Below are 12,650 nucleotides of genomic sequence, written 5' to 3'. Positions count from 1 at the left end.
GCCGATTGACGCCCGTCGAGTACGAAACCATCATGGCCCCTCACACAGCACTCGCTGCGTAAACCCCAACTGTCACCCGATCACGCAGCAGTCCCGGGCGACGATCAGACCCCCGCTCCGGGTCTGTTCCACCCACGCGCGGGGGAACTCCCGCACGCCGACCGTGGCGATGATGCGATCGTACGGACCGCCGGCCGCGTGGCCGGCGAACCCGTCCCCGACGACGGCCTGCGGGGACAGCCCGAGGGCGGTGAGCCGGGTGCGGGCGTGGGCCGACACCGCGGGGTCCACATCGATGGTGGCCACGTTCCTGCTGCCCAGCCGGTGCGCGAGCAGCCCGGCCGTCTCACCCGTGCCCGTACCCACGTCCAGCACGGTCATCCCCTCCTCCACCAGCAGGTCCTGCAGCAGGGAGTAGACGACAGACGGCATCGACGAAGAGGACGTGGACACCGCGCCCGGCTCGCGGCCGCGGTGTCGGCCGTCGTCCCACTGCGTGACGATCGGGCTGTTGCTGTCAGCAGCGTCGCACCACGCATCGGCGTCCTGCAGGCGGTCCACGCCGACGCTGCTCTGCCGCGCGATGTCGAACGGCCACATCAGGTCGGGCAGGAACACGGCCCGGTCCACGGCGGCGAAGGCCTCAGCCCAGTCCGCGGACATCGCCCGCGTATCACTCAGGAACCGCCCCAACTCCTTGCGGCCGGGTCGGTCCGGATCTGCCTCGGAGATCACTTTCGGTGCGTCCCGTCGCCGAGAGGGGTGGAACCGTCCGGGTTCGGCGGGTCCTGCGGTGGCGTCCACGGCTGCCCCGGGTGCCGGCCCCCTCGCCACCGCCCTCGCCTCCGCCGTGCTGGCCGCCGGTGCCGGCCGTGGCCCACTCGTATCGACTCATCGCTCTGCTCCTCCCCCGTTGTGGGATGGTGCCCACGGGGGTGCACGACCGGCTGGCAGCCGGCTGCCCACAGCCGGGCGGAAGACTCCATACCCGGACCTGAAGCAGGTGTCCGCGCTGGCGACCAGACGTCCCATACGGGCGGCGGATTTCTGCTGACGGGGCTGCGAGGGCCGGGGCCGACGCCGTGCTGGGAATGCCGGCGACGATGAGCACGGCGAATTCGTGGGTGCAGGGCGTCACCGGGTCACGGCTGGCGGGTCAGCTGCCGAAACGATCGGCAGGTGCCGTGCGGGACCGGGGGTTCGAGCAACGCACCCGGCAAGCGCCGGCCGTACGGTGGGCGGACCTGGAGGGGCCGGTGGGGACAACCTGGATCCGTGGCGGCCGTGGACAGCCCCTCTGGCGATGAGGCCGTGCCGGGAGGCCAGGTGCAGGTGCGCCGTGTACCTTCGCTCCGTGGGCATGCCGGGCTGTACCTTGTCCGGCATGGACGCTTCCCGTGAGCCTCCAACAACCAACTTGCCGGGTGGCAGTTCAAGGAGAGCCGCGAATGCAACTAAATGAAGTCAGCCTGCTCCGCTGACAAAGCACCAGCTCAGCAAGGGGTCGACCCCGCGCCCGCGGGGATGCTCCGTTGGAGGTGACGAGGTCGCCGGCCTGGATCTGGTCGACCCCGCGCCCGCGGGGATGCTCCGCCGCTGATTCGCCCGCTCACTGACCGGGTTGCCGTCGACCCCGCGCCCGCGGGGATGCTCCCGCGTTCACCGCATCCTGCACGGCATCCGCCGAGTCGACCCCGCGCCCGCGGGGATGCTCCGGCGTCCTTGACGAGGCCGACGGCGCGCTTGATGTCGACCCCGCGCCCGCGGGGATGCTCCGCCGAGGCCTCCGACGTTGGGGATCCACAGCTGGTCGACCCCGTGCCCGCGGGGATGCTCCGCAGTGGGACGACCCCGACGTCCCGCCATGCGGCGTCGACCCCCGCGCCCGCGGGGATGCTCCGTGGTGCCGCACCAGCACGGCGAGGGAACGGCTGTCGACCCCGCGCCCGCGGGGATGCTCCGCGGATCGGTGAGCGGCACGCGGACGTGCTCGCGTCGACCCCGCGCCCGCGGGGACGTTCCGGCGTCACCATCGACCAGGTCCCCGACGGTACCGTCGTGGACGGCGCTTCCTGACACTGCGAGGTCCGCCGACAGGCTCGAAGACTTCCTCCGCAACGGCGGGCCCCATGTCTGGCCAGGCCCAGACCTGCAAGAGTCGTGAGGCGAGCCGCTCCAGAGCCCTTCCTGCGGGACGTGGCCCGCTTGGGTTGGTGGGGCTGAGGGCCATGCGGCTCGGCGGCCGTTCACCTCCTGTGCGGCCGCGCGGGAGCGGTTTGATGACGTACGGATGGGACCATCCGTAGCGGTTCAGGACACCGCAACCACGGGCGGTGTGCCGACCGGCGTCTTTCCCTGGCAGTTCAGACGTTTGCTGGACGGGCCGTTGGGTCGGTGGGGGTGTTGGTGAGGGCGTGGTTGATGGTGTCGTGCGTGGCGGGGTCGAGGGTGATGTCGTAGGCGCGTGCCATGTGTTGGAGGAGGGCGACGGTCCGTCGGACCCCAGCGTTGTTTCCGGTGGCCCGTTCGATCATGAGTAGGTCGCGGTAGAGGACTTCGGAGGTCTCCTCGACCTCGAGGGCCTTGAGTACGGTGCGGCGTGCTGCGTCGGGGTCGGGGTGGGGTCCGTCGGTGTGCCAGCGGGCGAGGGTGTGCGCGGTGTCGGTGATCCGTGCCTGGATCTCCTGGACGACGGGGTCCGCCCACGGGTGGGTGCGGCCTGCGAAGGGCTTTCCCCGTACGAGGGCCATGGCGGCTTCGAGGTGGGCTGTTCCGGCCTGCGGGCCGGTGGCCAGGCCTCGTACGGCGAGCTGTTGGAACTCCTGCCAGTCGGAGGTGACGGCCTCGTGGAAGCGGTAGCCGGCCCCGCTCTTGGGGCGGGGGAGGAGCGGCTGCCCGTCTGCGTGGTCTCCGATCACGTTGCGGAGTTCGGAGATGCGGGAGTGGAGGGTGCGGGTGGTCCAGGGCTTCGCCGGGTCCATAGCCCGGCACAGGGCCTCAGCGCTCCGTCCGGGCCGCAGGTGGATGTAGGCGGCGAGGAGGGTGGTGCGGTTGCTGTGCGCGCCGTCGGGTCCGCCCTCGATGTGCAGCGGACCCAGCAGGGAGATCCGGGCCGTGCGTCCGGGCCCCGGTAACCCGGCTGCAGGCCTGGGGCCGTCGGGGTGTGCGGCTGCCCGGGGCGCGGGTGTTGGCGGCGGGGTGTTGGTTGCGGGCCCGGCTGGAGGCTGGCCCGGGTCGGTCTGCGCATGGCCTGCAGAGAGCCGTTTGCCGGACTCCTCTGCAGTTCCCGCCTCAGGGGCGTTCCTGCCATCGGTCTGTACGGGTAGGAGGGCGGGGAAGGGGTTGCCGGGGTCGAAGGCTCCGTCGCCGAGGGTGCGTACGGTCACCGCTACTCCGCTGCCGGCCGGGTGGTCGTGGGATTCGGCGTGGTCCCAGGGCTGTTCAGCGGGGGAGGGGTCTTCGGTGGAGACCTGCAGGGCGTGGACGTACTGCCGATACTGCTCGTCGGTGATGCGCTGGAGGTCGACAGCGGTCTCCAGGCCGCTCACGTCGGCAGCGTCCCCGCGGGCAACGCCCAGGACTTCGGCGTGGGGGAAGCAGCGGCGGGCTGGGTCCGACGCGGGGAGGACGACCGCGGCCTGGAGGGTGCGGCCTGCGGCGAGTGCGTCGGCGAGCTGGACGAGATGCTCCTCGTCCAGCTCCCCGGCGGCGACGGCCAGCCACGGCAGGACCTGCCCGCCGTTCTGGTGGGCTTCGAGCATCAGCTCGCCCAAGTCGGCAGCGACTGCGGGCAGGTGGGGCGTGCTGCGGATGCGGCCTCGGGGGAGGAGGCCGGCGAGGCGGGTGCCGAGGCCGGTGGTGAGGATTTCGGTGTAGTCGGTCCACGGGCACGTGCCGAGCTCCAGCGCCAGGGCCCGCGCGACTTCGAGAACTTCGTCGCCGGTGCCGTCGAGGAGGAGGACCCGGTGCGTCATGAGGTCGGCGAGGACCAGGCCCTGGTCGTTCGCCCCGAGGGTGACGAGGCCGGGGTACGGGGCCGAGGCGTCCCCGAGGGCGTCGGGCTGGGGGATGTCCTCGTCCGGGTCGAGCACCCAGGTGCGGGGTGTGGGGCCTGCGGTGAAGGGGGCGATCGGCTCGGCGGGCTCGTCGAGGAGCAGTGTGATGCCGTCCGCGCCGAGGCGGGCCCCGCGCAGCGGGGGAAGGTCGCGGCCTGTGTCGGCGGCCTGGCGTGCGAGCGTACGCAGCACGCGGTCCAGGAACGCCACCCCGCCGGGCTCGCCGCCGGCGGCCAGGACCTGCTCGGTGTCGGTGGGGTCGGGGTCCTGGGCGATGGTCTGCCCTGCGCGTCGGCGGCGCTGCTGGAGGATGCGCCGTACGGCGAGGGCGGAGGTGAGCGATGCGGCCAGCAGCGTTCCGGTACCCGCGACGAGCGCGAGGTTGAAGCGGCTGGCAGCCTGCGGTTCTACGGCGAGCGCGGCCTCGGCCGACGGCACTGCCTGCGGGGTCCAGGGCCCTGCCGGTGGCGCGGCCGTGTTGATGGGAGCGGCCGGTGGGGACTGGGCGGGCAGAGACGTAGTCGGCGCGGGAGCCGGTTGGGCGGGGACGGACGCTGTCGGCGCGGGCGAGACCTCTGCCGACGGCTTCGGCACCGCGGCTGCTTCCGGAACGGTGTGTTCCTCCTCCGCTCCCACCTCTTCCTCCTGAGGCGGCGGGGCGGGCGCGGCCGCGTGGGGCGTGGGCAGGAGGAGGTTCTGCCCGGGGTGGATGAGGTCGGGGTTGGTGAACGTACCGCCGTCGGGCAGGGCGCTGCCCCGGTTCAGCTCGAAGACCTCGCCGTGCCGCTCCGCATCGCCGAGCTGCGACTCGGCGATGTGGGACAGGCTGTCGCCCTCACGGACCGTGTACGTGCTCGTACCCGCCGCACCGGGGCCCGTGCCCTGGTGCGTGGTGGTGCCGTCGTCGGCGTGGGGGCGGGAGTCGCGGGGGAGGTGGAGCACCCAGCCGGGCTGGATCGGCTGGTCGGCGTGGAAGGTCAGGCCGTCGCCCATATCCCGGCCCTCGTTGAGGGCGGCGATGTCGCCCCAGCGTGCGCCGTCGCCCAGGCGGGCTTCGGCGATCGACCACAGGCTCTCGGCCGGCTTCGCATCCGCCACCGTATGTGTGGCCGTGGCTGCCGCCGCATCCCGGCCGCCACTCGCGGGGCGAGTTTCCGCGGCCGCGCGCATGGTCCCGCTCTGCACGGACGCAGAGGCTGCAGCCGGTGCGGCGTGGGAGGGCGTCGGCGAAGCGATGGCGGTACCGGCCGGCAGGGCCAGCAGGACCGCGCCGACGAGCGCCGCGGCCGTGCGCTGGCCGGCCAGGCCCCGGATCTGCGGGGCTGCTCGCCCCCGCAGCTGCGCGGGGATCTCGACCACCACCGCGCACGCGAACATGCCCCAGCCCGCCCAGCCGGCGGCGGCGAGGGCCAGGAGGAACACCTGCCCCGAGTCCTCGGTCGACAGCAGGTGCGACAGGGCGGCCAGTCCGGACGGGCCGACCTGGGTGGTGGCCCACCACAGCAGCACGGGCAGTCCGGCCAGCAGGGTGGCGAGGACGGTGAGGCCGGCCAGTGCGCGCAGGGTGGCGGCGGCGGTTCCGGCACGGCTGCGCGCCGGACGGGCCGCGGCCCGGGCCTTGCTGTTCGGCATGAGCGGTCATCCCTTGGAGAGTGTGGGCGAGGGGCTATTGGGGTGTGCCGTGGAGGAGGCGCGCGCTTCCGTGCCCGGACACTGTCAGCGAACCGATTCCGGCGACGGCGAGGAACGTGGTGGGGTAGGTGTCGCGGACGGTCACGGACAGCCGGGTGCCGTCCGCGGACACGGCGACGCTGCCGGTGGCGCCTGCTCGGGCGAGGTAGCCGCGGGCTGCTGCCACCCCGGTATGCGGGTCGGCGCGGGCGCCGTCGCCCATGACGGCGCGGGCGGCGTCGAGGGCCTGTCCGCCGGCGCGGGCGGCTTCCATGGCGACGGCGTCGGCGCGTTCGGTGGCCCGTAGCCTGCCCGCGCCGTCGACGGCCAGCCCGATGATGCCCAGCAGGGCCACGGTCACCACCGCGGTGTAGACGGCGACGCCGCCCGCATCCCGCCCCGTGGGTAGGCGGCGCAGCCACCGCCTACGCAGTGCCGGCATCTGCATGATCAGCTCCTTCCCTTGCGGGAGAGTCGTGGGTTCGGCGGTCCCGGCACCACCGCAGCCGTAGACGACCTCGGCTCGACGTCCACCGCCCTCTGGTTCTGGCCGGTCCCGCCGAGATGGAGGCCGAGGCGCTCGCGTACCCTCACGGCTGTGCCCGCAGGTCGCACCGCCTGTCACTGCATCCTCCGCCGGGACGCCGACGGACTGGATCTCCGTACCCGGTCGACTGCCGAGGCCATCGAGCAGTACGGCTGGCAGGTCACGATGATTCCCGCTGATAGTCACGGGCCCGGCTGGGCCTACACCACCGGCCTGTGGCACAGCCACCGGATGCCCGAGGTCGCGATGTTCGGCCTGGACGTCCGCCTGATGCAGACGATCCTCAACGACCTCGCACGCAAGGCTGTTGACGGACAGCCGTTGGACGCCGGCCAGGAACGGCATGACGTCGCAACCGTCCCCGTCGCGCTCAGAGCCGTCGACTACCGCTGGTACAGGGCGTTCTTCGGAACCGCGGTCACCTACTACCGCAAGCCGCCCTTCCCCTTCCTCCAGGTCGTCTGGCCCCACCGCGACGGAGCCTTCCCCTGGCAGCCCGGCGGGGAAGCGCTCCTGAGCCACCAACCACGACTGGACCTGCGCCCCGACGAACACCCCGTCGGCGTATGGACGCAGGACCTGTGAGGCCACGGCGGGCCTGTCGCGGACAATGACGGCATGAGGCACTGGTTCCGCAGCTACTGGCCCGAGGAAGACACCTGGTTCTATTTCGAGGTCGACGCCGAGGGCTGGGTCACCCGCCAGATCGAACTCCAAGGCCCCGACGAGAAGCCGATCGCCGCGGCCTCCCTGGCCGAGTGGCAAGCTGCTCAGCAGGCCGGAACGCTCGCCGACTACGAGTTGATATTCGGCGGCACGGCAGAGGTGCCCCTCCAGGAGTGGGAGGGACACGAGCCGTACCACCTCACCCTCGAAGAGTTCGAGGCAATCTGGCTCACAGCACGAGCAGCCTGCCGAGAGGGATCGCGGAATCGCGCGACGCGCGGAGCGTGAACCCAAGCATTCGCGCCCGCTCACTGCACGGCCTCCCTGCTTCGGTTCGTACTCCACTGCCGTTCAGAAGTCGCGAACCCAAGAGCTCTTGATCGGTATGCGTCGACGATGGATGTGAACGTGCTGGTCAGCGTCTTGCTGCCCGGCGCCCCGGGCAGCAGCAGGTCCGACAGCGGGACGGTGCAGGAGATGGTGACGGTGACCGTTCCGGCCTGCCCGAGCGGTGCCGCCATCCCGGAGACATCCACGCTCGTAGACGTCTGCGTGCAGTGCAGGCCCCGCCCGGCCAGGGAGCGGGCAGCAGCCGCTGCCGCCGCGCTCTGCGCGGCCCCCTGCATACGGGCGAGGGAGGCGGCGCGGGCGGAGTCCTGGGCGGCTGCGTCGATCTTCGACCCGGAAGTCACGATCCGGCCGCCCGCGACGGCCGTGCACAGCAGCATCAGGACCAGAGGGGTGACGACCGCCGCGGCGATCGTCTCGCTCCCCCGGTCGTCCCCCGCCCGGCAGAGCATGCGCCACCCACCGAGGAACCTGTTGCCGCGCGCGCTCACGGGGTGGTCCACCGTTCGCGGGGTGCGGACGCCGACTGGGAGACGTGCAGTCCGGACACGCCGGGGATCAGGGAGGGGGCGTACCCGGTCACGGTGACGCGGACTTCGGTGACGGTGCCGGAAGTGCTGACGGTGCTGCCGGTGAGGCTGTCGCCGGCGACCCGCCCGAGGGTCTCCCGGGCCCGGGCCGCACCCGCGCCGTCGGTGGCCTGGTAGGCGCGGGCGGCTGCGGCGCCTTCGCGGGCCGCGGTCAGGGCGACGTTGCGGGCGTACACCCACATCGAGGCCTGCACCACCAGGGCCGTGACGAGGATGACGAACGGGAACACGATCGCCATCTGGATCGACGACTCCCCCCGGTCACCGGACCGGGTGCGCCGGATGCCCCACCGGCTCCCCGGCCCTGGCCGGCTGAATCGCTGCGCCACCCCGCTCCTTCCCCTTCCCCGTGTTGACCGGCTGTCTAGATGCCGGAGAGCTTGCCGTTGTACTTCGTCACGACCACGGCGATGGTTCCTGCGATGGCGAGGGCGCCTGCGGTGGCGGCGACCCAGATGATGATGGTGGTGATGGAGATGTCGCCGCGGTCGGTGTCGCCGCCCTGCTCGATGCGGGACTTGACCCACCCGGTGATGGCGGAGGCGGCGACGGCGGCCTTGGCGGCGAGCTCGTGGAGCATGGTCGTGGGACTCCTTCGGGACGTCTGGTTGCTGGGGGTGTGGATCAGGTGTGGAGCATGCGGATGATGGAGGGGAAGGCGATCAGGAGCATGACGAGGACGGCGAGGAGTGCGCCGGGGGCGGTCATCTTCTCGCTGTCGGCGTTCGCCTCTGCGGCCTGGGCGGAGAGCAGTTCGGTGCGGAGGTTCCTCGCGCGGGAGCGCAGGGTGGTGTAGACGGCGGCGCCGTCGTCGGAGGACTGCCGCATGATCGCGGCGAGGTCGTCCAGGACGGGCAGGTCGAGCTCGGCCGTCAGGCGGGCGAGGGACTCCCAGTGCGGGACCTTGTCCACCCTGGAGCGGGCCAGAGCACCCTGGATCCGCTGGAACGCCCACCCCTGCCCGACGAGGGCTGCCTGCTCCATGGCCTGCTCGGCGGACACGTTCCCGGCCCGGCGCAGCGCAACGAGGTCGAGGTAGGCGGCCATGGCGTGCGCGAACTCGGCCCGGGCCCGCCGGGCCTTGTCCCGCAGCGCGAGGTCGGGGGCGAACCACAGCACCACCGCGGCGAGGATCCCGACGATCGCCGGGAGGTAGAGCGGCAGGCCGAGCAGCAGCAGCGGGATTGTGGACAGCGGAGGCAGCAGCAGCCCGGCCCCGGCCAGCGCCACCTTCGTCAGGACGAACCGCGCCGGCGTTGAGCCGGTCAGCGCGAGGTCCTTGTGGGGGATGCGGACGCCGGGCAGGTCGGCGAGGCGGTCCAGCAGCCACTGCCCCCACTGCTCGTCTCGGCTCACCGGACCCTCAGCCCGTACGGGCGCGGGCTCGTTGAGCCGGCGCAGCGCCGGACCGAGCGCGGGCGCCGGGCGCAGCACTTCACTGATCAGCAGCGCGGCACCCGCACCGATTGCGGCCCCGGCCATGATCGCGGCCACGGCGGTCATCCGCGTACCTCCAAAGCCTCTTGGTCCTGCACTTCGTCCCGTTCGCCGCCGGGAACCGGATCGGGGGTCACTGCACTGCGGGGGTCGGCAACCAGGAAGCGGGGTACGGGCTTGACGTCGGCGATCTGCCGCATCAGGGCGAGGACGCCGACGAACCCGGCTGTCAGCACGGCGAGGACCAGCTGTCCCAGCAGGGTTCCGTACGGGGCGGTGTAGGAGGGGATGAGGAACCCGGCGGCGACGACACCGAGGGTGATGACCGTCATCCACCGCATCGTGGTCCTCGGCTTCGCGCGGTCCGCCTCGATCGCCCTGCGCCGCGCCACCTCTTCGTGCACGGACTCCGCGAGGTCGTCGAGCGCCTGGGCCAGGCCCGGCCCGCGGTCGGCCGCGGACAGTACGAGCGCAGCCACCACCTTGTCCGCGGTCACGTCGAAGAGCGCGTCGCCGAACAGGCGCAGGGCTTCGGTGGGCCGCCAGCCGACCTGCAGCCGGTCCACCAACTCGCCGACCTCGTCGGCGATGTCGTCGGGGCAGCCCTTGCGGGAGATCTGCAGCGCCTCGTCCAGCCCGCGCCCGAGCCGGAGCACGTTGGCCAGGCGCTGGGTCCAGTCCCCGAGGGCCTCAAGCTTCCCGATCCGCGCCGCCGCGGACCTGGTGGGGGCCAGCAGCCAGGGAACGCCGACCACCGCCAGGAGCACCAGGGCCCCGCCGATGAACACGCCGGTGATCAGCCACACCCCGATCCCGGCCACCGTGCCGGCGACCAGGCGCGTACGGCGCGCCATCGCGGCATCCCGGGACGCCAGTTGGCGCCCGGCCCGGAGCCGCGCGGTCAGGGACGGCCCGGCGGGCCGGGTGGTGCCGGCGATCCCGGCGGCCAGCCCGACGAGCCCGGCGGCGACGGCAATCCCGCACACCACCCACAGCAGGAGCGTCGTCACAGGGCCGCCTCCGCAACGAGCAGCGGCAGCCGCGCCTGCCAGGCACCGTCGGCCGCGTTCAGGAGCTCTGGGTTGAAGCCGGCGCGCCGCAGGTCGTTGATGCACCGCGGGTGCATGAGGGGTACGGCCCGCGGCTCGCCCCACTCCGGGCGCGGCCCGAAGACGAGGTTGGTCTCGGGGCGGCCGCCTTCGCCGATGCCGGTGACCTCCAGGACGTGGGAGACGAACCGGTGCCGGTGCCCGCCGATCTTCGTCTCGTCGACGGAGGAGACGAACACGATGAAGTGGAGTCCGTTCGCGGCCTGCCGGTAGGCGAGCTGCTCGGACATGTTGGCCTGGGCGAGGAGGTAGAGCTCGGCGATCCGGTCGAACACCACCGACGGGTGGATGGCGTGGAGGGTGCACAGGTTGCCGCCGGCCCCGTTGGTCATCGCCTGCAGCATCGCCACGATCTCCGGCCCCCGGACCTCGCCGACCACAATCCGCGTGAGCGTCATCCGCAGCGCCCGGTACATCAGGTCCATCAGCGTGATCTCGCCGGCGGCGTGCCCGGCGACGACCTCGCCGTTGGACTCGCGGGCCTCCATCGGCACGACCTGCCGGTGGTGGCCGTTCTCATGGGCGAACAGCTCGTACTCGGTCTCCAGCGTCGCGAACCGCTCGTCCGGATCGATCTCCCGCAGCAGCGCCCGCAGCAGCGTGGTCTTCCCGGCGGCCTGCCCGCCGACGACCATCACGTTCTTCTCCGCGCGCACGCAGGCCCGCAGGAAGGCCTCCAGCGTCGTGTCCAGCATTCCCCGCCCGACGAGCTGGGGGAGGTCGGCGTGCTGCATGGTGTGCCGGCGGATCGTCACGTACGTACCGGGCGTGACGTCGATGACGGCCTGCAGACGCGACCCGTCGGACAGCCGGAGCGCCAGGAACGGGTCCGCCGTCGACAAAGACCGCTCGGACTGACCCGTCGTACGCCGCGCCAGGTCCCGCAGCAGCTCCCGCAGCTCCTCGTCGGAATCGGCAACCGGCGCCACCTGGACGCGCCGCCCGTCGGTGAAGTCGAGCCACGTGTCCGCGTGACCGTTGATGAAGATGTTCTCCACGGCAGGGTTGTCGAGGTGCTGCTGCAGACGCCCCGCCCGGAACTGCAGGTCGAACACGGCCTGCGCGACCGCGGCGTCCTCGGCCTGCGACGTCGCCGCCCCGCGCTTGACGGCCTCGGCGTCCGACCACACCGCCACCTGCTGGTTGATCAGGTGCCGGCCCTGCTGCTCCTGCGCTGCCACCCCGAGGCCCGGCTGGCTGCGCAACAGGTCGGTCAGCCGCTCGCCGACTTCCTTCTTGATGAGGCGGACCGCGGCGTAGTCGACGGCGGCCGCGCCTGAGGGCCTGGTGGCGGGCGCGGTGAGCACCTGCCGCGGGTCCGCGTGCCCCGTACGGGGGGCCTGGGCGGTCCAGGGGGCGGCGAGGCGGGCCTGGAGGGTGGTGTCGTGGACCAGAGGGTTGCCGTGCAGGGGGTTAGCGCGCACCGGCCGCACCCTCCAGCACCGCGCCCGGCGGGGCGAGGAGGGAGCGGCGGACCAGCACCAGCTCCTGCACCCGTACGGTCGCCGACCGGGCCGCCCGCATCAGCTCACCCGACTCGAACCGCCTCGGCGCCTCAGCCCCGTCGGAGAGCACCGAGGCTTCCGCGGGCCGCCAGGGCAGCACCGCGGTCACCGGCGCTCCGAGATGCCTGCGGACGTCCTCCTTCGCGTACGGGCCCTCGTCGACCAGGAGCACACCGACCGGCGAGCCTGCCCCGACGGCCCCCTGCAGGGCGCGCAGCCGGACCTGCGCGCCCTGCAGGCCGCGCAGCGTGTTCCGGGCCACCAGCAGCACCGCGTCAGCCCGCTTGACGACCGCGGCGCCACCCGCCATCGCTCCCCGGCGGCCGAGGTCGACCAGGACGTCGAAGCCCTGCTCCTCGATCCCGGCGAACAACTCGGCCAGCGGCGCCCACACCGGCTCCAGCGCCGAGGCGTGCGACGGGTCGTAGATCCCCGGCAGCACCAGCCGGTCCCGACTCACCGCATCGGTCACATCGACCAGCTGCCGCCAGAACGCCTCGTCCAACTGGCCCTGACGGCCCGCCACAGCGAGGTTGCGCAACCCGTACGCATTGTCCAGCGTCCCCTGCAGCGCCCCGGGCAGCACCGCCCCACCGTCCGGATCGGCCTCCGCAAGCACCACCCGCCGCCCCTCGGCGAGCGGCCACGCCATCAACAGCGCCATCGCCGCCGTGGTGGCGCCCGGCGCTCCCAGCCCGCCGGCGAGTGCAATGACCGCCATG

The 12,650-nt window shown here is 72.7% G+C and carries 12 protein-coding genes; 2 read left to right on the top strand and 10 right to left on the bottom strand.

The window, feature by feature from the left end; translation table 11 throughout:
• Positions 1-72: 72 nt before the first annotated feature.
• From ACZ7JZ_RS33455 to ACZ7JZ_RS33445, 3 genes are all read right to left on the bottom strand, one after another.
• The gene (locus tag ACZ7JZ_RS33455; RefSeq protein ID WP_470946217.1) at positions 73-663 is read right to left on the bottom strand and encodes a methyltransferase domain-containing protein; all 591 of its coding nucleotides are present in this window, start codon (positions 661-663) and stop codon (positions 73-75) included.
• A gap of 1,700 nt (positions 664-2,363) precedes the next feature.
• Positions 2,364-5,687: a LysM peptidoglycan-binding domain-containing protein gene (locus tag ACZ7JZ_RS33450; protein ID WP_470946215.1), complete on the bottom strand. Its 3,324-nt coding sequence runs from the start codon at positions 5,685-5,687 to the stop codon at positions 2,364-2,366.
• Positions 5,688-5,721: 34 nt separating this feature from the next.
• Entirely contained in the window at positions 5,722-6,174 is a 453-nt protein-coding gene (locus ACZ7JZ_RS33445) for a hypothetical protein (protein ID WP_470946214.1), read from the bottom strand.
• Positions 6,175-6,324: 150 nt separating this feature from the next.
• Here ACZ7JZ_RS33445 and ACZ7JZ_RS33440 point away from each other — a divergent pair, with 150 nt between their 5' ends.
• Complete coding sequence (locus ACZ7JZ_RS33440) at positions 6,325-6,858, top strand: DUF4262 domain-containing protein (protein WP_470946213.1); 534 nt, start codon at positions 6,325-6,327, stop codon at positions 6,856-6,858.
• A gap of 33 nt (positions 6,859-6,891) precedes the next feature.
• Complete coding sequence (locus tag ACZ7JZ_RS33435; protein ID WP_470946210.1) at positions 6,892-7,227, top strand: hypothetical protein; 336 nt, start codon at positions 6,892-6,894, stop codon at positions 7,225-7,227.
• Positions 7,228-7,247: 20 nt separating this feature from the next.
• Here ACZ7JZ_RS33435 and ACZ7JZ_RS33430 read toward each other — a convergent pair whose 3' ends face one another.
• From ACZ7JZ_RS33430 to ACZ7JZ_RS33400, 7 genes are read right to left on the bottom strand one after another with little or no spacing between them, the layout of a single operon-like run.
• Positions 7,248-7,778 (bottom strand): TadE/TadG family type IV pilus assembly protein, encoded by a 531-nt coding sequence (locus ACZ7JZ_RS33430; RefSeq protein WP_470946207.1) that lies wholly within the window; start codon positions 7,776-7,778, stop codon positions 7,248-7,250.
• On the bottom strand, positions 7,775-8,206 hold the full coding sequence (locus tag ACZ7JZ_RS33425; RefSeq protein WP_470946205.1) for a TadE family protein: 432 nt from the start codon (positions 8,204-8,206) through the stop codon (positions 7,775-7,777). The genes ACZ7JZ_RS33430 and ACZ7JZ_RS33425 overlap by 4 nt, the downstream gene beginning before the upstream one ends.
• A 35-nt stretch (positions 8,207-8,241) precedes the next feature.
• The gene (locus ACZ7JZ_RS33420; RefSeq protein ID WP_470946203.1) at positions 8,242-8,457 is read right to left on the bottom strand and encodes a hypothetical protein; all 216 of its coding nucleotides are present in this window, start codon (positions 8,455-8,457) and stop codon (positions 8,242-8,244) included.
• Positions 8,458-8,501: 44 nt separating this feature from the next.
• Positions 8,502-9,380 carry a type II secretion system F family protein gene (locus ACZ7JZ_RS33415; protein ID WP_470946201.1) on the bottom strand — a complete coding sequence of 293 codons (879 nt, stop codon included), beginning with the start codon at positions 9,378-9,380 and terminating at the stop codon, positions 8,502-8,504.
• Complete coding sequence (locus tag ACZ7JZ_RS33410) at positions 9,377-10,309, bottom strand: type II secretion system F family protein (RefSeq protein WP_470946231.1); 933 nt, start codon at positions 10,307-10,309, stop codon at positions 9,377-9,379. The genes ACZ7JZ_RS33415 and ACZ7JZ_RS33410 overlap by 4 nt, the downstream gene beginning before the upstream one ends.
• An 11-nt stretch (positions 10,310-10,320) precedes the next feature.
• Positions 10,321-11,847, bottom strand: coding sequence for a CpaF family protein (locus ACZ7JZ_RS33405; protein ID WP_470946198.1), 1,527 nt, complete (start codon positions 11,845-11,847; stop codon positions 10,321-10,323).
• The gene (locus tag ACZ7JZ_RS33400) at positions 11,837-12,649 is read right to left on the bottom strand and encodes a hypothetical protein (protein WP_470946195.1); all 813 of its coding nucleotides are present in this window, start codon (positions 12,647-12,649) and stop codon (positions 11,837-11,839) included. Before ACZ7JZ_RS33400 ends, ACZ7JZ_RS33405 begins: the two co-directional genes overlap by 11 nt.
• Between the last annotated feature and the right edge of the window lies 1 nt (position 12,650).

It is taken from the genome of Streptomyces sp. NPDC038213 (assembly GCF_055600495.1).
Note: the sequence above shows the minus strand (reverse complement) of the source record. Positions and strands in the feature narration are given on the sequence as shown.